This window comes from Corynebacterium sp. AOP36-E1-14 (assembly GCF_052377495.1).
In the GTDB taxonomy this organism is placed as follows: Bacteria; Actinomycetota; Actinomycetes; order Mycobacteriales; family Mycobacteriaceae; genus Corynebacterium.
Window position 1 is genome coordinate 18,104 of record NZ_JBQSWV010000023.1, and the last position, 22,331, is coordinate 40,434.

The 22,331-nt window shown below is 69.9% G+C and carries 11 protein-coding genes, 1 tRNA gene and 1 other RNA gene; 2 read left to right on the plus strand and 11 right to left on the minus strand.

The features are described 5' to 3' along the window. Positions 1 to 15: 15 nt before the first annotated feature. The 8 genes from ACT3TD_RS10940 to ACT3TD_RS10975 form a co-directional block, all read right to left on the minus strand. On the minus strand, positions 16 to 9,291 hold the full coding sequence (locus ACT3TD_RS10940; protein ID WP_444615007.1) for a fatty acid synthase subunit beta domain-containing protein: 9,276 nt from the start codon (positions 9,289 to 9,291) through the stop codon (positions 16 to 18). A gap of 35 nt (positions 9,292 to 9,326) precedes the next feature. Further along, the gene (locus ACT3TD_RS10945) at positions 9,327 to 10,895 is read right to left on the minus strand and encodes an acyl-CoA carboxylase subunit beta (RefSeq protein ID WP_301442872.1); all 1,569 of its coding nucleotides are present in this window, start codon (positions 10,893 to 10,895) and stop codon (positions 9,327 to 9,329) included. After that, on the minus strand, positions 10,892 to 12,766 hold the full coding sequence (locus ACT3TD_RS10950; protein ID WP_301442873.1) for an acetyl/propionyl/methylcrotonyl-CoA carboxylase subunit alpha: 1,875 nt from the start codon (positions 12,764 to 12,766) through the stop codon (positions 10,892 to 10,894). Before ACT3TD_RS10950 ends, ACT3TD_RS10945 begins: the two co-directional genes overlap by 4 nt. Positions 12,767 to 13,145: 379 nt before the next feature. Then, a complete protein-coding gene (locus ACT3TD_RS10955) occupies positions 13,146 to 13,532 on the minus strand; it encodes a DoxX family protein (protein ID WP_301441779.1) in 387 nt (128 codons plus the stop codon). A 97-nt stretch (positions 13,533 to 13,629) separates the two neighbouring features. Further along, positions 13,630 to 14,274 (minus strand): recombination mediator RecR, encoded by a 645-nt coding sequence (gene recR / locus ACT3TD_RS10960; RefSeq protein WP_301441778.1) that lies wholly within the window; start codon positions 14,272 to 14,274, stop codon positions 13,630 to 13,632. 12 nt (positions 14,275 to 14,286) lie between these two features. Beyond that, positions 14,287 to 14,601: a YbaB/EbfC family nucleoid-associated protein gene (locus ACT3TD_RS10965; protein WP_301441777.1), complete on the minus strand. Its 315-nt coding sequence runs from the start codon at positions 14,599 to 14,601 to the stop codon at positions 14,287 to 14,289. Between the two features lie 88 nt (positions 14,602 to 14,689). Further along, the gene (locus ACT3TD_RS10970; RefSeq protein ID WP_444637990.1) at positions 14,690 to 15,613 is read right to left on the minus strand and encodes an aldo/keto reductase; all 924 of its coding nucleotides are present in this window, start codon (positions 15,611 to 15,613) and stop codon (positions 14,690 to 14,692) included. 8 nt (positions 15,614 to 15,621) lie between these two features. Beyond that, positions 15,622 to 18,285 (minus strand): DNA polymerase III subunit gamma and tau, encoded by a 2,664-nt coding sequence (locus tag ACT3TD_RS10975; protein WP_444615006.1) that lies wholly within the window; start codon positions 18,283 to 18,285, stop codon positions 15,622 to 15,624. 208 nt (positions 18,286 to 18,493) lie between these two features. Between ACT3TD_RS10975 and ACT3TD_RS10980 the strand changes: the two genes are divergently transcribed. After that, complete coding sequence (locus tag ACT3TD_RS10980; RefSeq protein WP_301441774.1) at positions 18,494 to 19,783, plus strand: HNH endonuclease signature motif containing protein; 1,290 nt, start codon at positions 18,494 to 18,496, stop codon at positions 19,781 to 19,783. A gap of 88 nt (positions 19,784 to 19,871) precedes the next feature. On the opposite strand, the gene ACT3TD_RS10985 is transcribed toward ACT3TD_RS10980, so the two are convergent. From ACT3TD_RS10985 to ffs, 3 genes are all read right to left on the minus strand, one after another. After that, positions 19,872 to 20,498, minus strand: coding sequence for a hypothetical protein (locus ACT3TD_RS10985; RefSeq protein ID WP_301441773.1), 627 nt, complete (start codon positions 20,496 to 20,498; stop codon positions 19,872 to 19,874). Positions 20,499 to 20,501: 3 nt separating this feature from the next. After that, positions 20,502 to 21,812, minus strand: a complete 1,311-nt coding sequence (locus tag ACT3TD_RS10990) for an aminotransferase class I/II-fold pyridoxal phosphate-dependent enzyme (RefSeq protein WP_301441772.1) — start codon at positions 21,810 to 21,812, stop codon at positions 20,502 to 20,504. A gap of 183 nt (positions 21,813 to 21,995) precedes the next feature. Beyond that, positions 21,996 to 22,092, minus strand: an RNA gene (ffs, locus tag ACT3TD_RS10995) — signal recognition particle sRNA small type. A 147-nt stretch (positions 22,093 to 22,239) separates the two neighbouring features. On the opposite strand from ffs, the gene ACT3TD_RS11000 reads away from it, so the two are divergent. Beyond that, positions 22,240 to 22,328: transfer RNA gene (locus ACT3TD_RS11000), tRNA-Ser, on the plus strand. Positions 22,329 to 22,331 lie beyond the last annotated feature (3 nt).

Below are 22,331 nucleotides of genomic sequence, written 5' to 3' on the forward strand. Positions count from 1 at the left end.
CGAAGGAGGAACCGGTCACCGCAGCAGACCGTCCTCACCGGCACGGGCCTGCGGGTCGAGCAGCATCGCCGGCTCGGCGGCGTCGATGTCGACGTCCTCGGCGAAGCGACGGTGCCCGATCTCCTCGAACAGGGCGCGGTGGCCGAGCATGCCGGCCTCGCGGCGTCGCACGCCGGCGCGCAGGCGGGCGGAGGCGGTCTCCACCCACGCCGTCGCGGCGTCCTCCCCGAGCTGGTTGGCCACGGCGATCCGGAAGGCCTCCGGGTGCACCAGCGCCATCAGCGCGGACACGTGACCGAAGCCCAGCGAGGTCAGCAGACCCGCACGGACCGTGCGGTTGAGCTGCAGCGGTTCACGCAGCCAGACCAGGTTCGGCGCGGAGGCCATCTCCGGGTCCACGCAGTCCAGCGAGCGGTTCGCCGGGATGCGCGCGGTGCGGAACATGTCGCCCAGGCCGGCGGTCTGGAAGACCGCGGCACCACCCTTGGCGTGCCCGGTGAGCGTCTTCTGGGAGACGACGTACATCGGGTTGCCCTCGGTACGGCCCATCGCCGCCGCCAGGCGGGTGTGCAGGCGCGACTCGTTCGGGTCGTTGGCGTTGGTGGACGTGTCGTGCTTGGAGACCACCGAGATGTCGTCGGCGGAGACACCGAGCTTGGCGAGCTCCTTCGACAGCTTCGAGCCCTGCCCGCCGCGTCCGGCCGCCAGCGCACCCATGCCCGGGGCGGGGATGGAGGTGTGCGCGCCGTCGGCGAAGGACGCCGCGTAGCCGACCACGGACTGCACCGGCAGACCCAGCTTCGCCGCGACGGAACCGCGGGTCAGCAGGATCGTTCCGCCACCCTGGGCCTCCACGAAACCGCCGCGACGGCGGTCGTTGGCCCGGGAGTAGAAGCGCTCGTTGAGGCCCTTGGCGGCCATGGCGTCCGAGTTGGCGGTGGCGTTCATCGAGGCGAACCCGCTGATGGACTCCACCGACATGTCGTCGGTGGCACCGGCGACCACGAAGTCGGCCTTGCCGAGCTTGATCTTGTCGACACCCTCCTCCACGGAGACCGCGGCGGTGGCGCAGGCGCCGACCGGGTGGATCATCGCACCGTAGCCGCCGACGTAGGCCTGCATGGTGTGCGCGGCCACGACGTTGGGCAACGTCTCCTGCAGGATGTCGGACGGGATGTCCTCCTCCAGGAAGCGGTCGACGAAGAGCTTGCGCATCGACGTCATGCCGCCGAAGCCGGTGCCCTGGGTCATCGCCACATCCGAGGGGTGCACGGCCTGCAGGATCTCTGCCGGGGTGAAGCCGGCGGAGAGGTAGGCGTCCACGGTGGCGACGAGGTTCCACACGGCGATCCGGTCGATGGCCTCGACCATCGAGGCCGGCACGCCCCAGCGGGTGGGGTCGAAGTCCGTGGGGAACTGGCCGCCGACCTTGCGTGCCAGGGTGGCACGGCGCGGCACCCGCGCACGGGCACCGGGCAGTCGGGTGATGGACCACTCGCCGGTCCCCTCGTCCACGGTCGCCCGGGTGAAGTCCGGGTCGGCCTCGACGAAGGACTGTGCGGCCTCGGCGGAGTCCACCGAGAAGGTGACCTCGCGGTCGAGGAAGATCTCCGCGGCCTGCGGGGTGTGCACGTCCTCGAGCGCGACGTCGTCGACGAAGGTGCGCACACCGGCGCGGGCGGCGACCTCGTCGCGGTAGCGCGGGAAGATCTCCTCCTCGGGCACGATCTCGCCCTTGGCGTCGTACCAGCCGGCGACCGGGGTGTCCTTCCAGGTCAGAAGGCCGGTCATCCAGGCGAGCTCGAGCACACCGGCGGCGGTGAGGTCCACGGACCCGTCGGCCTGCACGCCGTACTCCGCCTCGAAGCGGGTACGTCCGGAGCCCCAGGCGCTGACCTCGCCGAGACCCACGACGACGACCATGTCGTCCAGGTCGGCGCTGACCTCGCCCCAGGCCTCGTCACCGTCGACGGCGACGGGCTGGGCGGCGCGCACCGGCGACGGCAGCGCGTTGACCGTGACCGGGGCCTGGGTGGCCTCGGCGTCGGCACCGGCGGCGACGGTGTCGAAGGCACCGTCGGCGATGGCCTGCTCGCGCAGCTCGGTGAGGTTGATCTTGTCGAGCCCACCGGTCAGGTCGGCGTCGACCGGCCCGATGGACGCGGCGGCGCGGATCTCCGAGGAGCACAGGCGGACGAGCTCACCGGCGATGTCGGACGGCGTCCACACGCGGACCCCGGCCTCGACGGCGGCGTCGACGAGCGGGTCGTTGCCGCCCATCAGACCGGTGCCGGCGACCCAGCCGATGCGCGGGTGCGCGATGGTGACGCGCTCGGCCCACGGCTCGTTGGACCACTTGTTGCAGATCGCGTCGAAGGCGGCCTTGGTCTCGCCGTAGGCGCCGTCGCCGCCGAAGGTTCCGCGGTTCGGGGAACCCGGCAGGACGACGTGCAGGCGGTGGGCCAGGTTCGCCTCGTGGCCGATGCGCGACAGGGCGGTGAAGGACCGCTCCACGCTCCACAGCAGCAGGCGGGCCTGGGTTTCGGCGTTTCCGCCGGCATCCTCGACCGTGCCGGACACCGTGGGTGCGGCGAAGGGCAGGAAGAGGTCGGGGACGAGTGCCGGCTTGACCAGCTTCTTCTCGGATCCCACGGTCTCGGTCTGCTCGTTGCCGATCCAGTCGACCAGGGCGTCGATGTCGCGGTAGCTCGACAGGTTCGCCGGGACCAGCCAGATCTTCGCACCGGCGCAGGCGTGCTCGCGGTAGAGCTTCTTGATGAACTCCAGGCGGGCCGGGCTGATGCGCGAGGCGGTGATCACCACGGTGGCCCCCTGCGACAGCAGGTCGCCGACCACGCCACCGGTGATGGACGCCGGGGTCACGCCGGTGACGACGGCGACCTGTCCGGCGAAGTCACCGGTGGTCTCCTCGTCGCGGGCCTCGGCGGCGATGCCGGTGAAGCGGGACGCCAGCTGTGCGTCGGAGACGTGGTCGGCCCACCAGTCGGCGTGCTTGGCCACGGTCTCGCCGGTGCCACGGAAGGTGGCGGTGTCGGCGATCTCGCCGCCCTCGGCCAGACGGGAGATGTCCTCACGGGCGGAGGCCCACCGGTCGTCGACGAGGATGGCGCGACGCTCGTCGAAGACGGGCGCGACCTGCTTGGGCCAGGTGGCGCCGAGCTCCTCGCTGACGGCCTGCAGCACCGCGGCGGTCTCGTCGGCCTCGGGGTCGCCGAAGGACGAGGACGCGGGGACGTCGAGGTCGAGGTCGTGCAGGATGTGGCGGGCCAGGTTGGCCAGCACACCCTCGTCGCCGGTGACCTCCTGGGCGAAGGCGTCGAGCGCGGCGGAGTCCACCGTGCCGCCGCCGGAACCGCCGGCGCTGGGCTTGGCCACGGGGATGCCGTGGGCGGCACCGACCTGGGTGACTGCCTCGTCGACGATGGCGTTGACGTCGGCCATCGACGTCGCCGAGGTCGGCAGGGTCGACAGGTCGCCGCCGCGGGCGGAGGCGCCGTCACGCGAGCCGAGCAGGATCTGCGCGGTGGCGTGGTCGACCCAGCCGGGGCCGAGCTCCCAGGTGCCTGTGACGCGGTCGGCGATGGCGGTGGCCTTCGCCCCGGCGGCACCGAAGAGCTTGCGCAGCCGGTCCTTGACGGCCTCGCTGAGCACCGGGCCGAACGCGGAGTAGTTGTGCGCCGCGGCGTCCACGGTGGCGGACAGCGTGGTCACGTCGGCCTCGGCTGCACCCTCGACGCTGGACAGTCCCAGCTCCGCGGAGATGTCCATGAGCAGCTGGTTGAGCCGCGAGGACACACCGTTGGTCAGCGTGCCGGTGGTGTCGGCACCACCGATCTGCTCCGGACGCAGCTTGTTGGCGTAGGCCAGCAGCGTCTTGATCGCGTCGGACGCCTTGTAGGGCAGGTCCGCGGGACGCTCGACGGAGCCGGCCGGTGCCGGGGGCTCCGGGGTGGCGTAGCCCTCGTCGACGGCGGGGGACGGTGCGGACGCGTCGGGACGCGCCTCGGCGACGACGTCGCCGGTGGCCACGGCGTCCTGCTCTGCGGGAGCCGGGTCCGCCGGCGCTGCCGGGGCCTCGATGGTCTGGACGTCCTCGTGGTAGACGGCCTTCTCGTCGCGCTGCACGTTGCGCACGGCGACGTCGGCGCCGGTGAAGCGGGGCAGGCGCAGCGTCTTGGTCGCCAGGTTCGCCAGCGTCGGGGCGGCGCCGAGGCCGACCTCGACGAGCTCGTCGATGTCCAGGCGGTCGGTGGCCAGGAGCAGGTCCTGGGTCTCGATCCAGCGCACCGGGGAGGCGAACTGCCAGCACAGCAACTCGATGAACAGGGTGCGCGCCACCTCGGCGCGTCCTGCCTCGTCCTTGGTACGGGCGTCCCAGTCGTCGAGCACGGCCTGGGCCGGCTCGGCGGGCACCACGTCCAGGATGGACTGCACGAACTCACGGGTCAGCTCGAACGGGCGGGCCACGAGGTTCGGGATGTAGCGTCCCACCAGGACCTCGTGGTCGATGGTCGCGGGCAGCAGGTCGTCGAGCTTCTCGCGGAAGTCGGGCACACCGGGGTGCAGCACGCGCGAGTGGAAGGGCACGTCGATGCCCGGGACCATCATGAACGAGCCCTTGCCGCCGGCGGCGGCGGTGCGCTCGGCGGCGTCCTTCTGCAGGGCGTCCAGGCCGGCGACGGTGCCGGCGACGGAGTACTGCTCGCCGGCGAGGTTGAAGTTCACGATCTCCAGGAACTCGCCGGACTCCTCCGCCACGGACTCCACGTACTCCACGACGTGGTCGTCGTCGACGCCGAACTGGTTGGGGCGCAGGGCACCCATCCGGTAGTCCGAGCGGCCGTTCTCGTCACGCGGGATGAGGTGGTGCATGGTGGAGCCGCGGTGGAACACGACCTCCAGCACGGTCTCCAGCTCGATGGTGCCGGCGTAGGCCGACAGGGCGGTGTACTCGCCGAGCGAGTGGCCGGCGTAGTAGGCGTCGGCGACCAGGGCGTCGGCCTCACGCAGGCGCGCGGTCTGCGCCAGCGCCAGGGTGGCCAGGGCGACCTGGGTGAACTGCGTCAGGTACAGCACGCCGTCCGGGTGCTGGTAGGTCACACCGTTGGCGGTCAGCGACGTGGGGTTGTCGCGGACCACGGTGAGGATGGAGAAGTCCAGGGTGGCGCGGGTGTGCGCGTCGGCGCGCTCCCAGACAGCGGCGGTCGCCTTCGAGGCGGCGCGCTCGTCCAGGCCCATGCCCTTGGACTGGATGCCCTGGCCGGGGTAGACGTACGCGGTGGACGGGGCGGCGGTGACGGCGGTGCCCTGGGACACGAGCTCGTCGTTGATCCGGCAAGTCACCTCCAGCAGCAGTCCGCCGCCGGCGACGCGTCCGGTGCGCTCGACCTGGATGTCCACCGGGTCACCGAGCTGGACGAGGCCGAACATGCGGTACGTCCAGCCGAGGATGCGGTGGCCGGATCCGGCGGCGGACGCGGCGTGCTGGGCGGTGGCCGAGAGCCACATGCCGTGCACCAGCGGTGCCTGCAGCCCGGCGACGCGGGCGGCGACGTGGCTGGTGTGGATCGGGTTGAAGTCGCCGGAGACCCAGGCGAAGGGGGTCATCTCCGCCGGGGCGTTGACGCGGGTGCGCAGCAGCGTGGAACGCGGGGTGTCGGTGACCTCCGCGCCGGTGCCGCCGGCGGCGGCCGGCTCGGCCGGCGGGGTGGTGCCGAAGGCGCGGCCACGGATGGCGAAGCGCTCGGTCTGGCGTCCCAGCAGGACGCCCTCGGCGTCGTGCATGTGGTGGTGCACGGTGACGACGCGTCCGGAGGACGACTCCTCGATGCCGGCGGCCCAGCTGGACACGGTGACGGTCAGCGGGGCGCGGGCGGCGAGCTCCTCGGCGGAGACCTCCAGGGCCACGGTGTGGTCCAGGTGCACGGCGTTGAGCAGGCCCTCGATGACGGGGTACTCGTTGACCGTGGCCGAACCCAGGGCCGCGTAGATCGCCGGCCAGCAGGTACCGAGCAGGGCGTCGGGCACGATGGAGGCGCGGGTGGCGCCGCCGCCGACCGCGGAGAGGTCGCCGAGGTCGTCGCCGGTCACACCGGCGTGCTCGGAGCCCAGGGAGCCGGTGAGGGTGAAGTCGTAGCTGAACGTGCCGAAGGGGGTCTCGTCGGTGGTGGAACCGGCGACCTTGGTCGGCATCGCGGTGATCTCATCGCCGGTGACGGCGGTGTTGCCCACACCGGCGGTGCCGGCGAGCAGCCCGTACATGGTGTCGGGCAGGCGCTCCTCGTCGACGACGGGCATGCCGCCGGTGATGCTGGTGGTGTCCAGGATCAGCGGGACGGGCAGGCTGCGCACGGCGTGGACCTGCGCGTCGCCGGAACCGGCGGCGGTGTCGTCCCAGAAGGTGTCCAGGTGCAGGTCGATGGTGACGGTGACGGGGTTGCCGTCGGAGCCGTCGTTGGTGACCACCAGGTCGTAGCGGTCCTCGTCGATGACGTGGGCCGGGTTGTCCATCAGGTGGCCGGTCCAGGAGATGTAGGGCACGGCCTTGAGCAGGGACTCCACGTCCACGGCGTCCTCGGTGCGCGACCACGCGGTGACCGGCTCGGTGTCGGCGATGCGGGCGCGGCAGGCCTCCTCGAAACGTCCGAGGAGGTCGGCGACGGGCTCGTCGACGGTGGTGATGCCGGAGACCGAGACCGGTCCGGGGATGATGCGCACCTGGTCGGCGGAGTAGCGGTCGTCCTGCGCCTGCCAGAGGCAGTCCTTGCCCCACCATGCGAGGAGGTCCTCGTCGATGGCCGGCACGAAGCCCATGGGCTTGGGGTACTTGCGGCACAGGGCGATGAACCAGGCGGTGTCCAGCGGGGTCAGGGTGTCGACCTCGGCGGACGGGTAGGCGGCCACGAGGGTCTCCACCGCGGCGGTGGGGTCCTCGGCGGACTCCACCGTGGGGAACAGGGTCTCCACCGGGCCGTGCTCGGCACTGGTCAGGCGGGCCTCGACGCGCTGCAGGAGTTCCTGGAAGCGCTGCAGCCAGGACGGGTCGACCCACGGAAAGCTCAGCTCGGCGAAGCGGCGGACGACCTGTGCGTAGGTCATCTTCTCCAGCTCACCGAAGTAGGGCTTGGCGGTCTTGTCCATCGCCTCGATGATCTCGTCGCGGCGGGCGTTGACGGCCTCGAGCGATCCACCGACCTCCTGGATCAGGCGCATGCACTTGGCGGCGGAGTTGTCGATCTCGTGGATGTCGGCACGCAGGTGCGACAGGCCCGAGGTCGCGCCACCGGCGGAGTTGCCGGGGGCGATCCAGCCGCCGTTGGGGGCGGTGAAGGCCGCGCCGGACGCATCGGCGACACCGGGGGTGTCGACGAGCAGCTGCTTGATCTCGTCGGTGGTCTTGGCCTCCTTGGCGGTCATCGCCGCGGTGCCGACGAGCACGCCGTCGACCGGCATGGACGGCAGGCCGAGGGCCACCGACCAGTCACCGGAGAGGTAGTCGGCGGAGCGCTCGGGCGTGCCGATGCCGCCGCCGACGCAGAGCACCACGTTCTTCTGGCGGCGGATCTCGGCGTAGGTGGCGGTGAGCAGGTCGTCGAGGTTCTCCCAGGAGTGGTGTCCACCGGCGTGACCGTCCTCGACCTGCAGGATGATGCTGGTGCCGGTGTCCTCGATCTGGCGGGCGATGCCCAGGCCCGCGCGGATCTGGTTGACGGTGCCGGGCTTCAGCGCGATGTGCGAGAAGCCGGACTGACGCAGCGCGCCGATGACCTCCGGGGCCTCGTCGGGCTCGGGGATGCCGGCGGAGATGACCACGCCGTCCAGCGGTGCGCCGGACTCGCGGGCCTTGGAGACCACGCGCTGGCCGCCGAAGTGGAGGTTCCACAGGTAGCGGTCCATGAACATGGCGTTGAACTGCACGGCACGGCCCGGCTCGAGCAGTCCCTTGAGCTTGGTGAGGTTGGCGTCGAAGACCTCTGCGGTGACCTGTCCACCACCGGCCATCTCGGCCCAGTAGCCGGCGTTGGCGGCGGCGGCGACGATCTCGGGGTCCACGGTGGTCGGCGTCATGCCGGCGAGCAGCACCGGGGAACGGCCGGTCAGGCGGGAGAACGCGGTCTCCACGACCTGCCCGGTGGGCAGGTCGAGCAGGCGCGGGGCGTAGGACGACCAGTCGACGGTGCGCTCCGGGTCCGGGCCCGGTGCGGCGAGCGCGTCGACGTCGTCGAGGCTGCCGGCGGCGACGATGCCGGCGCCGGAGCCCTCGATGACCTCGGCGGAGATCTTCGAGGCGACGACGCCGGGGCCGACGTCCAGGAACCATGCGGAGCCACCATCACGGGCGGCGGCGACCTGGTCGACCCAGTCGACGTGGTCGGTCAGCACGGCGCGGGCGAAGCGCTCGACAGAACCTGCAGTGTCCGCGGCGAGGCCGCAGCGTCCTGCCCAGGCGACGACCTGCTCCACCGCGGGCTCCATGGAGCTGTGGTGGAACGGCACGGTGACCTCGAGGTACTCGGTCTGCGGGGCCAGCGGCGCACCGCCGCGGGTCTTCGCGGTGAGCTCGGCGGCGTCCTTCTCGCCGAGCTGCAGCACGGTCTGCTCCACGACACCCAGGTCCTCCGGGGTACCGGAGAGGATGAAGCGGCGACGGCCGTTGTGGATGGCGACCTCGACGTCCACGCCGGCATCGGCGATGACGGCGTCGAGGTGGGAGCTCTCCAGACCACGCACGGACAGCATCGGGGTGTGCTCGCCGACGGCGAAGCCGGCGGAGCGGGTGGTGCGCGCCGCGGCGGCACCGATCAGCCTGGCGACGGCGAAGACCTCGGCGTCCGACGGGCCGTCCCCGGCGACGAAGGCGGCGCCCAGCACGCCCTGGGAGTGGCCCAGGGCGGTGGCGCGGCCGTCGGCGACGGCGGCGACGGCGTCGAAGCCGGCACCCTTGAGCGCGGAGAGCTGCGCGTACTGCACGGCGGTGATGCCGGGCACCGACAGCGCCGCGGAGACGGGGCCGGCGGAGGTCGTCGCGTCACCGGCGAGACGCTCCAGCGTCAGGGCGCCGGCCGTGGCGGCGGTGAGCTCGGCGGCGACGGGGGCGAGCAGGTCGTCCGACGCGGTGATCAGCGCACGGATCTCGCCGGCCAGAGTGGGGTCCTCGGCGAGCTGCGCGCAGGCGGGACGCCAGGGGGTGGCCTGACCGCCGAAGAGCAGGGTGGTCTTCTCGTCGCCGCCGTTCAGGCGGGAGAGGAAGCTGGAGGAAGAGTCAGTCATGATGTCCTTAGTTGTCCGACGGTTCTCTGCAGGGGTCACAGGGGCCCGTTGGAGTGGAACTTGAAGTGGCGGCGGTCGCGGTCCTTGGTGCGCAGGGAACGCAGCGCGGAGGCCAGGGTGTCGCGGGTGTCCGCGGGGACGACGATGCGGTCGATCTCACCGGTCTCGACGGAGAAGTTCGGGTTGATGTTCTCCGCCTGGTACTCGTCGGCCAGCTGCTTGGTGTAGTCGGCCTTCTCCTCGTCGGGGACCGCGGCGATGTCGCGGCGACGCAGGATCTGCACGGCACCCTCGGCACCCATCACGGCGATCTCGGCGTCCGGCCAGGCGAAGGCGAAGTCCGCGCCGATGCCCTTGGAACCCATCACGATGTAGGCGCCGCCGTAGGACTTGCGGGTGATCATGGTGACCACCGGCACGGTGCAGTTGCCGTAGGCGTAGATCACCTTCGCGCCACGGCGGATGATGCCGGCGCGCTCCTGCTCGGCGCCGGGCAGGTAGCCGGGCACGTCGACCAGGGTGACGACCGGCAGGCCGAAGGCGTCGCAGCAGCGCACGAAACGGGCGGTCTTCTCCGACGCCTCGACGTCCAGCGTGCCGGCGTTGTGCATGGGCTGGTCGGCGACGATGCCGACCGGCTTGCCCTCGATGCAGGCGAAGCCGATGACGATCGAGCGGGCCCAGTGCTCCTGGACCTCCACGAACTCACCGTGGTCGACGAGGGACTCGATGACCTCGACGACGTCGTAGGGCATGCGGTTGTCCGCCGGGACGATGTCGCCGACACCGCGGGAGGCCTCGATGTCCTCCTTGGTGGGGACGTAGTCGTAGGACGGGGTCTCGTCGTTGCAGTTCTGCGGCAGGTAGTTGAGCAGGGCGCGGGCGTAGTCGATCGCGTCCTCCTCGTCCTCGGCGAGGTAGTGGGCCACACCGGAGACGCTGTTGTGCATCTCCGCGCCGCCCAGGTCGTCCAGGCTGATCTGCTCACCGGTGACGGCCTTGACCACGTCCGGGCCGGTGACGAACATGTGCGAGTTCTCGCGCGGCATGATCACGAAGTCCGTGAGCGCCGGGGAGTACACCGCACCGCCGGCACACGGGCCGAGGATCAGTGAAATCTGCGGGATGAACCCGGAGGCCTCGCAGGACTTGCGGAAGATACGGCCGTACCACGACAGGGCGGCGACGCCCTCCTGGATCCGGGCTCCGCCGGAGTCCAGCAGGCCGAAGCAGGGAACCCGCTCGGCGATCGCCCGGTCGATGATGTCCGTGATCTTCTGGCCCTCGACCTTGCCGAGGGTGCCGCCGCGGATGGAGAAGTCCTGGGCGTAGATGGCGACGGTGCGTCCGTCGATGGTGCCGAAGCCGGTGGCCACGGCGGAACCGAGGAAGCCCTCGGCGGGGTCGCCGCCGAAGAAACGGCCGTACTCCACGAACGAGCCCTCGTCGCAGAGCATCGCGATGCGCTCACGCGCGGTGTACTTGCCCTTGCCGTGCTGGAACTTCTGGGCCTTCTCGTCCGCGGCGGCGGCGAGTGCGTCGTAGTCGACGGAGGCCTTCGCGGCGATCTTCTCGATCTTGTCGGTCTTCTCGGCGGCGGTCATTCTGCGGCCTCCTCGGTGCTCTCGGCGTTGATGTGCAGCAGCGTGTCGCCGGCGTTGACGTTCTGGCCGACCGCGACGTCGATGGACGCGACGGTTCCCCCGGCCGGGGCGTGGATGTACTTCTCCATCTTCATCGCCTCCAGGACGATGACCACGTCACCCTCCCCGACGGACGCACCGGGCTCGGTGCCCATGCGCACGACGATGGCCTGCATCGGCGACTTCAGCGCGCCCTCGGCGGTCAGCGACTCGCCGACCGGGGCGGCACCGGCGGCGGCCTCGCCGCCACGACGCCGGGAACCGCGACGCGGCTGGCTGCGTCGGACACGCGAGCCGATCTCCTGGCCCATCTCGCCCAGGTTGCCCAGCCCGCTCTGCATCATCGAACCGAGGTTCGCCAGCCCGTCGGGCAGGGTGATGCGGTGGCGACGGCCGTCGATCTGCGCGGTGAAGGTCCGCAGTGCCGCGGCGATGCTGCTCTCGTCGTCCTCCCCGTCGGAGTCGGAACCGAGGTTCTCCATGTCCACGGCCGGCAGGAAGGTCGTCTCCAGCCAGCGGGTACGCACCCGCAGGTCACCGTGGTCGTTGGTGGCGTCGAAGTCCGGGTGGGCCATGATCAGGTCCAGCACCGGGGTGGAGGTGGCGATGCCCTTGATGGACAGCTCGCCGAGCGCGCGGCGTGCCCGGGCGATCGCGCGGGGACGGTCCGGGCCGGTGACGATCAGCTTGGCGATCATCGAGTCGAACTCCGGGGAGACCTTGTCGCCGAGACGCACACCGGTCTCGATGCGGACCCCGTGGCCGGCCGGCCACTCGAGTTCCTTGATCTTGCCCGCGGTCGGGGTGAGGTCCTTGGCGGGGTCCTCCGAGGTCAGGCGCAGCTCGATGGAGTGGCCACGGATCTCGGGAACCTCGGGGATGCTGCCGCCGTCGGCGATGGTGAACTGCGCCTCCACGAGGTCGAGCCCGGTGACCTCCTCGGAGACGGTGTGCTCGACCTGCAGGCGCGGGTTGACCTCCAGGAAGAAGAGTTCACCCTCCTCGGTGAGCATGAACTCGCAGGTCCCCAGACCCACGTAGTCGGTGTGGTCGAACAGGGCCTTGGACCACGTCTGCAGGGTCTCGTCGGCACCCTCGGGCAGGAACGGTGCCGGGGCCTCCTCGATGACCTTCTGGTGGCGGCGCTGCACCGAGCAGTCGCGCGTGGTGACCACGGCGAAGTTGCCGTGGGAGTCACGCATGCACTGGGTCTCGATGTGACGGCCGGAGACGATGAAACGCTCCATGAAGAACTTGTCCAGGTCGCCGCCGGCCATCGCGTGGCCCGCAGCGAAGGTCTTCAGGTCCTCGTCGGTGCGGATGACCTCGATGCCGCGTCCGCCGCCTCCGTCCGAGCGCTTGAGGACGATCGGGTATCCGTGGGCGGCGACGAAGTCGTCGACCTCCTCCATGGACTGCACCGGGTCGGTGGTGCCGGGCACCGGCGAGACGCCGGCGGCCAGGGCGGTGCGCCGGGCGCTGATCTTGTCGCCGAGCTGGCGGATCGTGTCCGCGGCCGGGCCGAGCCAGGTCAGTCCGGCGTCCGCGACGGCCTGGGCGGCGTCCGGCACCTCGGAGAGGAAACCGTAGCCGGGGTGGACGGCGTCCGCCCCGGCACGCTGTGCGACGTCGATGATCTTGGCGATGTCGAGGTAGGTCTCCTGGAGGGTGGTGCCCTCCAGCGAGTACGCGTCATCTGCCAGGGCGACGGCAGGTGAGTCGATGTCCTGGTCGGAGTACACGGCAACGGAACGAAGTCCCAGGTCACGGGCAGTACGGACGACACGTGCGGCGATCTCGCCACGATTGGCCACGAGGATGGTGGTCGGCATCGGGCTCCTTTCGGAGAGTCGGTTCATGAAGGGCTCAACGCGACGCGCGCCCGAGATCGTTCGGGCACGGTGCGCGTGAATAGGGATGAACTCTAGGAACCGCTACGGACAGCTCCGACCCGTTCTGTTCTGCACATATATGTGCTCTACCCCCACACCCCGCCGGAAACCGGCTCCACCGGACGGGCTTTCCTTAGGTCAACAAGTGTTTTTGCCGACCCGGACGACCCCGCCGTCCGCCCACCCCCGCACGACCCCTGACGGGACCCCACCCCGTCGACATGTGCCTTGCGTCACTCTATGCGGACACCTTTACCGACATAGTGATTACAAGATTGTCATCCCCCCGACAAAACTTCCCCGTAGGGGATGTTCTGTCCTACTCCCCGAGCCTGCTCGTGGACACGATCATGGGCACCTGACCTGCGACGCGAGCCCATGCGCCGGCCTTGAACAGTGTGCTCTTGGAGTCCGAGGCCTGCCAGTCGATCGCCATCTTGATGTTGCCGGGCCACACACCGAGCAGGAACAGCGATGCCGGCTTCGCCGAGGCCGCCCGGGTGGACGGGTTGGCGATCGCCGCGGCGAGGGCGAGCTCGATGACCCCGCTCCCCCACGTCCAGTACTTCTGCTCCCCGGGGAGTTCCTCCGGGACGATGGAGTCGAAGAAGCGTCGCTGCGCGAAGTGCAGCACCCCGGCTCCGCCGAAGACGGTGGCCCAGACTGCTGCCCTGGCATTCGCGAGGTTCTTGTTTCGTGTGGTCATGGCCCTCACGCTACGCCGACGCCGACCCCCTGTCAGCGCTTTCGTGGGCAAGGACACCCCGGTGAGGTAAATGCCGCTTATGTGGCTCGCGCGCCCGTTACCGGATCGCGGTGCGGCCCTCGAAGGCCCGCGACAGCGTCAGCTCGTCGACGAACTCGAGGTCGCCGCCCATCGGGATTCCCGAGGCCAGGCGGGACACGGTCAGCCCGGGGAACTCCTTGAGCAGTCGCCCGAGGTAGGCGGCCGTGGCCTCGCCCTCGGTGTTCGGGTCGGTGGCGATGATGACCTCGGAGATGTCCGGGGCGTCCGCCACCGTGCCGTCGGCGGCTACGACGTCGTCCACCCGACCGCCGATACGCTGCACCAGCGCGGTGACATTGAGCTCCTTCGGGCCGACGCCGTTGAGCGGGTCCAGGGCGCCGCCGAGGACGTGGTAGCGCCCGTCGTACTCACCGGTGCGCTCGATGACCTGGATGTCCTTCGACTCCTCGACGACACACACGATGGTGGCGTCGCGGGTGGAGTCCGCGCAGATCCGGCAGACCTCCTCGGAGGACACGTTGTGGCAGATCCGGCAGTAACGCACGCCGTTCTGCAGGCGCGACAGCGCGCCGCCGAGCCTGTCCAGCTCCTCCGGCTCTGCCTGGAGGAGATGGAAGGCGATGCGTTGGGCGCTCTTGGGCCCCACCCCGGGGAGGCGGGAGAACTCGTCGATCACGTCCTGGAGGGGACCTTCGAACACGGTGGACTCGTCCTAGAAGCCGAGGCCGTCGAGGCCCTGGGACAGCGGCCCCATCTTCTCGTTGGAGAGGTTCTTGAGGTTCTCCCCGGCGTCCTGGTAGGCGCCGATGACGAGGTCCTGGAGGGTCTCGACGTCCTCCGGGTCCACCACGGACGGGTCGATGGAGAGGCTCTCGACCTCTCCGGAGCCGCGCAGGGCGACCTTGACCAGGCCGTTGCCGGCGGTGCCCTCGACGGTGGAGGCCATGATCTCGGCCTGCGCCTCCTGGAGCTGCTGCTGCATCTGCTGGGCCTGGGCCATGATCTGGTTCATGTCGGGCTGGCTCACGGTGTGTTCCCTTCGCTGTAGGTTCAGGTCGATCGTTCTGGTCTTCTACCCCGTCGGAGTTTACCTGCTGACGGCGTCCGCAACTGATTCAGGGAAGACGGTGCCCGGCGGCGCGCAGCAACCGGTACCACTCGCGGCGGGAGAGTTCGACGTCCGCACCGCCGGACGCCTCGGCGAAACGGGACGGATCGGTGGAGCCGAGGACGACCTGCATGCGTGCGGGGTGGCGCAGGATCCAGGCGGTCGCCACCGCCGCGGGGGCGACGCCGTGGGCGTCGCCGACCTCCCCGAGCACGGCGTTGAGTTCGGCGTAGCCGGGGTCGCCGAGGAACACCCCGCGTTCCGTCCCCTTCTGGAACGGCGACCACGCCTGCACCGTGATGCCGTTGAGGCGGCAGTAGTCGAGGACGCCACCGCCGTCGACGTCCACCGCACCGGGTTCACCGACGATGTTCGCCGTGAGTCCCTGGGTGATGACCGGCGCGTGGGTGATCGACAACTGCAGCTGGTTGACGACCAGCGTCTGCCGGACCGCGGTCCTGAGCAGGTCGATCTGCCGGGGCGTGTGGTTGGAGACCCCGAAGGCCCGCACCTTGCCCGTGGCCTCGAGTTCGTCGAATGCCCGGGCCACCTCGTCGGGCTCCACGAGCGCGTCGGGACGGTGCAGCAGCAGGACGTCGAGACGGTCGGTGCGCAGCGCCGTCAGCGACTCCTCGACCGTGGCGATGATGTGCTCATAGGGCGAGTCGTAGTACGGACCGTCGGTGACGATGCCGACCTTGGACTGCAGGACGATCTCGTCGCGTGCGGACGCACTGAGGTTCAGCGCACCGGCGAACCTGCTCTCGCAGCGGTGGTAACCGCCGCCGGGCGCGCCGACGCCGTAGAGGTCGGCGTGGTCGAAGTACGTGACGCCGCGTCCGCGGGCCGTGTCGTAGAGCGCGCGGATCTCGGCGTCGGTCTTCTCGGCGATCCGCATCATCCCGGCGATGACTGACGGGGCTGTACTCATCATTCTCCTTACCGCGTGCGCTCCGCCCCGAGGTGCTTCTCCAACAGCTCGCCGGCGATCTCGATGGCATTGCGGTGGTCGATGTTGGCCGAAGACGGGTCGTTGAGCTGCGCCATGGCCTCCTCGGCCTCCGCCCGGTCGACACCCTGCTGCCCCTCCGGATCCGGGGGTACCGCACCGGGGCCGTCGTCCCAGGGCTCGGACGGTTCGTCCGGCAGCGGGACACCGTTGAATCCGCCGTTGTCGGCGGGACCTGCTCCCGGGCCGCCGAACCCGCCAGGACCACCGGTGTTGCGACGTGCGTCGATCTTCGCGCGACGGGCACGCCAGCCGGAGAGTTCCTCGGCGGGACGTTCGTTCCTGGCGGTGGGCGACGGGGCGGTGTTCTGGAAGGAGCTCTGGGGCTGGGGTTGAGCCGGTTGGCGGGGTTGCTCAGGCTGCGCCGGAGCCACCGACTCGGCCTGTCGGGCCCGCTGCAGTGCCATGTCGACGGGGTCCGCCGGTCGGGTGGGCTCGGGCGCAGGGGCCGGCTCTGGTGCAGGTTCAGGCGCTGGCGCCTGCTCGTGCTCCGGCTCCGGCTCCGGCTCCGGCTCCGGCTCCGGCTCCGGCTCCGGCTCCGGCTCCGGCGATGGTGTGGGCTCCGGCTGCGGGTCAGCCGCAGCCTCAGCTTTTCCCGGCGACTCCTGGGGCACACCGGCACCGGCACCGACACCGACACCCGCAGTCACACGCACGGACTCGCCGGTGACTTTCTGAACCGCTTCCGCGTAGATGGCGGCATGGTCGGGAGCGTTGACGTAGTTCGCCAAGGCTCCGGTGTGGTGGTTGAGGTAGATCGTCGGTGCACCGTCCTCGCCGACGGCACCTTCCTGCGCCGTGGCATCGCGCGCGGCGATCCATGCGGCGAGGTTGGCGTCCTTCAGCGTTTCGAGGACCTCGCCCCACTTGTCGACGGGGTGGGCGCTCCGCGCTGGCTCGGGCGCCGGTTCTGGCGCGGGTTCAGGTGCCTGCTCGGGCTCGGGCGTGGGCTCAGGCTCAGGTGCAGGCGTGGGTTCCTGCGTGGGCGCAGGCTCAGGTGCAGGCTCGGGAGCCGGTTCAGGTTCCGGTGTGGGCTCAGGCTCAGGTGCAGGCTCGGGAGCCGGTTCAGGTTCCGGTGTGGGCTCCGGAACCGGCTCCGGGATGGGTTCGGGTTCTGGTGTCTGCTCCGCGGCCGGTTGCCGGCGACGTCGCATGATCTCGCGGGCACGCTCGGCCTCGGCCCTGCGGTCGTCCTCGGGAGAGGTCTCCGGCGCCGTAGCCGGAGCGGGAGCAGGTGTCGGCGTTGCGTCCGGCGTCTGTTGCGCCGCGGGCTGGGCAGGCATCGGCGCAGACTGGACCGATTCTTCCTGCGTAGTCGACGGAGCCGGCTGCGTCTGCTGCGCCTGCTGAGCAGCCTCCGCCTCCCTCTTCGACTTGCGCACGTAGGGACGTCCGGATCCCGCTGGCGCGGCATTCCCGGTACCGGCGCCCACTCCGCCCGTGCCGCCGCCTGCCTCGAGGGCCTCGACACGCTGCGCGAGCGCCTCGACCGTCATACCCGCGGCGGGCAGGGCCATACGGGCGCAGAGGATCTCCAGCAGCAGTCGGGGCGCTGTGGCGCCACGCATCTGCGCCAGGCCCTCGTTCACCAGGGAGGCGCACCGCGTCAGCGTCGCCTGCCCGAGGGTGTTCGCCTGCGCGGTCAGCACCTCACGCTGGTCGGTGGGGGCGTCCACCAGGCCGGTGTCGAAGGCTTCGGGCACTGCCTGCACGACCAGCAGGTCCCGGAACCGGTCCAGCAGGTCCATCGCGAACCGGCGCGGGTCGTGGCCGGCGTCGATCACGTCGCTGACGCAGCCGAACAGCCCCGCCTGGTCCTGATCTGCCAGCGCGTCCACCGCCCGGTCAATGAGCGAGGTGTCAGTGAACCCGAGCAGGGCCACCGCACGGTTGTAGGTCACGCCCTCCTCACCGGCACCGGCGAGCAGCTGGTCCATGATGCTCAGCGAGTCACGCGGGGAGCCCCCTCCCGCACGGATGACCAGCGGGTAGACCGAGTCCTCGACAACCGCCCCCTCGTCCTCGCACACGCGGCCCAGCAAGCCACGCATCGCCGGCGGGGTCAGCAGCCGGAACGGGTAGTTGTGCGTCCGCGACCGGATGGTCTGTAGCAGTTTCTCCGGCTCCGTGGTGGCGAAGATGAAGATGAGGTGCTCCGGGGGCTCCTCCACGATCTTCAGCAGCGCGTTGAAACCCGCCGAGGAGATCATGTGCGCCTCGTCGATGATGAACACCCGGTAGCGAGAGTCCGCCGGGGCGTAGAACGCCCGGTCGCGCAGCTCGCGCATGTCCTCGACACCGTTGTGCGTCGCCGCGTCCAGCTCGGTGACGTCCAACGTCCCCGGCCCGCCGGGCGCCAGGGCACGGCAGGACGCACACTCGCCGCAGGGCGAGGACGTGGGCCCCTGCTCGCAGTTCAGCGAGCGGGCGAGGATCCTCGCCGACGAGGTCTTGCCGCAGCCCCGCGGACCGGAGAACAGGTAGGCGTGGTTGATCCGCCCGCTGTCCAGTGCCGTCGACAACGGTTCGGTCACATGTTCCTGCCCCACGACCTCGGCAAACGACGCCGGCCGGTACTTCCTGTAAAGAGCCACGGACCCAGCCTACAAGGCGCGACGGACATGGTCTGCCCCACCGTCGAGACCGGGGGAAGGCATCGTCCGGCACATCCCGGAAAGAGCCCGCCTCTCGAGTGCGCACACCACGGAATACGGCTATTATTCGAACATACTGTTGACCATGTCCGTGGCCTGTAGTACACTTCCGTCAAGGACGGCCAACCACAGGGGGGACACTGGCACCATGACCACCGACAACACCACTCCCGTCATGAGCATGGACGACATCCAACGCCACCTCAACCACGGTGAGATGCTGCTCATCGCCAAACTGCGCGACATCGCCGCCACCGAGCGCCTCTCCACCGCACTGGCACTTCGTGGACGCTCCCGCGGCGACGCAATGTGTTTCGCTCACGCAGGCGAACTCGCCGCTCGAAACCTCGAACTGTTCTGCGCGGTGATCACCACCGGCATCCTCGCCGCCGACCACCTCGCACTGATCCGCCGACTGATCCACGCCCAACTTTCCACCGTGCCCAAGGCACACCACGACGAGATCACCGGGCATCTCGACGCGGCGGTGAACGCGCACGTCACCCCTTGGCTCCGCGAAACCACCCGCCTGGTCACCTTGCGCGAGATCGAGGACCGGGTCACCGCGGCGATCCTCGACGCCGCACCGGAACTCGCCAACGACACCGCCCTGGCCCAGGAGGACACCGCCACACTGAAGCGCCGGGGCAACAAAATGGTCTTCACCTCCGGCAACAGCGTCACCCTGGCCGCCATCGACGACAAACTCGACAAGCAGGCCCTCGTCCTGCTCGCCGATGCCCGACGCCGCCAGGAAGCGCTGCCCGAGGACGAACGCACCGAGTTGCCGACTCGCTCGGAACTCAAGGCCCAGGTACTGCTCGAACAGCTCGGCGACAACCCTACGAGCATGACCATCCGCGTGAACCTCTACCGCGCCACCCTCGACGGTATCCACGGCACCGGTGCCGGCTACGTCACCGGGGTGGGGTGGATCAACCCGGCCACCGCAGACCGCCTGGAGCACGAGTCCTCCTACGTACGGGTGCTGCACACCGACCCCGACAAGTATCCGGAGACGGACGCCTACGCGTTCACCACCGCGCAGAAGGCCTACCTCGACGGCCGCGACGGGACCTGCAGGTTCCCGAACTGCGACGTGACTGCCACGCTGTGCGACAACGACCATATCGTCAACTCCCCGCACACCGACCCCACCAGCGACGGCGCCACTCATCCGAGCAACGGACAGAAGCTGTGCCGACCGCACCACCGGCTGAAGACCGAGGGGGTGTGGTCCTGCTCCACCGCAGACGACGGGTTCACCATCGACTGGGAAGGCCCCAACGGCAGGCGCTACGCCACGTACGCCACCGGCCCCCTGGCCGAGGCCTACGACCCGTACGCCGACTACCCGGACTATCCCGACGAACCGCTTGAACCTGCAGAACCAACCGAACCGGACGGCCCCGCCACCACCGAGGATCCGCCGGACTAGAAGCCGGCCGCAGCTACGCCGAAAGCCCCCGCACCTTCACAGGTGCAGGGGCCGGATGTGCGGCCAGGACCAGAATTGCCCCGGAGGCTCAGCGCCACACGTCGTTGAGATTCGCCTGCGACGTCGCCAGCATCTGCTGCACCGCACCAGGACCACCGTCCACCGCCACGCGGTACTCGTCCTCGGTGAGCATCACCAACTGAGCGAACACCGTCATCCGTCCCGGATGCGTGTACTCGTGCTGCGACCCGCCACCGTGACGACCACCGAAGTTCACCTCGTGGACGTTCGGCACCCCGTCCTCCCACAGGAACGGCGGGACGAGCAGACCGTGCTGCGCGGTGATCGTGTCGTCCACGTGCCACCCCAGCTTCGGCAGGAGCAGCCCCGGCTGCGGCGACAGCTGGATCGGGTCACGGGAGATCATCGTCGCCGCGGCCATCACCAGGTCCGCCGCCGCACGGCCGTGACCCGTGGTCACGGTGATGAACTCGACCCGCAGGTCCGAACCGTCCTCCGTGACCAGCAACGGTTCGATGCGCGCAGCGTCCAGCGTCGCCGCAACGGTCTCCGCGTCAGCCGCCTCATCCTCCCCACCCAGGTGGATCTCGGCGACCGTGAACTCCGGGAAGCTCTGGCTCACCCGGCGCCGCGACGTCGTGACCTCACCCGGCAGCAGGTCACCGACCCAGTACGTCGTCTCCTCGAGATTCACAGGCTACTCTCCGGCGGCCGCGGCTTCCGCGGCCTCGATCGCGGCGAGCAGGATGCAGGTCGCCACGCCGTCCATCGCGACCTCGACCTCCTCCAGCGGAGGCATCGACGGGGCGAGCCGCAGATTCCGGTTGTCCGGGTCCTTCTTGTACGGGAACGTCGCACCCGCACCCGTCAGCGCGATGCCGGCGTCCTTCGCAAGCTCGGCGACGCGCGAAGCGGTGCCGTCGACCACGTCGACGGAGATGAAGTAGCCGCCGTCCGGGTTCGTCCACTCGGCGATCCCCAGGTCACCGAGGCGGCGCTGCAGGATGTCGGTCACCGCCGTGAACTTCGGCGCCATGATCCCGGCGTGCTTGCGCATCACCACGCGCACGCCCTCCGCGTCGCCGAAGTAGCGGGCATGGGCCAGCTGGTTGACCTTGTTCGGGCCGATGCCACGCGCCGAGGCGAAGCTGCGGTACCAGTCCAGGTTCGCCGCCGAGGAGTTGAAGAACGCCACACCGGCACCGGCGAAGGTGATCTTCGAGGTCGAGGACATCGCCCAGAAACGGTTCGGGTTGCCCTGCTCCGCGGCCAGCGCGACGATGTCGATGACCTCGGGGAACTCCTCGGTGAGGGTGTGCACCGCGTAGGCGTTGTCCCACACCACACGGAAGTCCGGGGCGGCGGTCTCCATCGACGCCAGACCCTCGGCCACCTCGCGGGAGACCGACCAGCCGGTCGGGTTGGAGAACACCGGCACCGTCCACATGCCCTTGACCGCGGGGTCCTTGACCAGTTCACGCACCGCGTCGAGGTCCGGGCCCTGCTCGGTCATCGGCACGGTGATCATCTCGTAGCCGAAGGTCTCGGCGATGGTGTGGTGGCGGTCGTAGCCGGGCACCGGGCAGATCCACTTCACGGTCTCCTCGGCCGACCAGGGGCGCTGCGAGTCGTTGTTGCCGAAGGTGTGCGACCACGACACCAGGTCGAACATGATGTTCAGGCTGGACGAGTCGCCGGCGATCAGCAGCGACGGGTCCACGCCGAGGAGCTCGGCCCACAGCGTCCTGATCTCCTTGAGGCCGTCGCCGCCACCGTAGTTGCGGGTGTCCACGCCGTCCTCGGAGGTGTAGTTCACGCCCGGGAGGCTGAGCAGGTCCATGCCGAGGTCGAGCTGCTCGGCGGAAGGCTTTCCACGCGTGAGGTCGAGCGTCAGGTTGCGCTCCTTGAGCTCGCGGTAGGCCTTGTCGGCCTCGCCCCTCAGGGACCTCAGGTTCTCGATCACGTCGGTGTTCTCGGCGTTCGCGGTGTTCGCGTGGGTGAGCTTCATAGTCCCGCAGGACCTCCTCGACTTCAACGGGCGGGTTCGGTCCGAGTGTAGTTGGCGGCGACGGGAACCGACAGGGTGCGCCCCACCCGTCAGCACCACCGGTTCCGCGCTGAACCCGTCCTCCAGGACGTCCGCCCCCGGGCAGGACGCCCCCACCGCCCTACGGTGTCACCACCGCGAAAAAGTAAGAGGACACCGCGCACCCGCCAGAGCTCGTTGACCCTTGCTGCATTCCTGCCCTGGGGGAGTTCACAAGATGCACGCCGCGCGGCGTCCGGTCCTCATAGTAGCAAGCCGGGCCCCGCGGAGCCAAGACCGGTCGCCCGGCAGCGCCGCCACATGCCGGCGTCACCCCGTTTTCGCCCTCCCACCTGGGAATTCACCCGCGTTTTGCATCTGCGACACCGTCGTGTGTATATTTCTCGGCGGAGGATTCGACTAGCGGCCTATGTCACACGCCTGGAACGCGTGCGGGAGTCACATCCCTCAGGGGTTCAAATCCCCTATCCTCCGCCAACA

Bases quoted from the DNA above. Each gene is read 5' to 3' on its own strand.
- ACT3TD_RS10940 (WP_444615007.1), bottom strand. From the start codon at position 9,291: ATGACTGACTCTTCCTCCAGCTTCCTCTCCCGCCTGAACGGCGGCGAC.
- ACT3TD_RS10945 (WP_301442872.1), bottom strand. From the start codon at position 10,895: ATGACCGCCGCCGAGAAGACCGACAAGATCGAGAAGATCGCCGCGAAG.
- ACT3TD_RS10950 (WP_301442873.1), bottom strand. From the start codon at position 12,766: ATGCCGACCACCATCCTCGTGGCCAATCGTGGCGAGATCGCCGCACGT.
- ACT3TD_RS10955 (WP_301441779.1), bottom strand. From the start codon at position 13,532: ATGACCACACGAAACAAGAACCTCGCGAATGCCAGGGCAGCAGTCTGG.
- ACT3TD_RS10970 (WP_444637990.1), bottom strand. From the start codon at position 15,613: ATGAGTACAGCCCCGTCAGTCATCGCCGGGATGATGCGGATCGCCGAG.
- ACT3TD_RS10980 (WP_301441774.1), top strand. From the start codon at position 18,494: ATGACCACCGACAACACCACTCCCGTCATGAGCATGGACGACATCCAA.
- ACT3TD_RS10990 (WP_301441772.1), bottom strand. From the start codon at position 21,812: ATGAAGCTCACCCACGCGAACACCGCGAACGCCGAGAACACCGACGTG.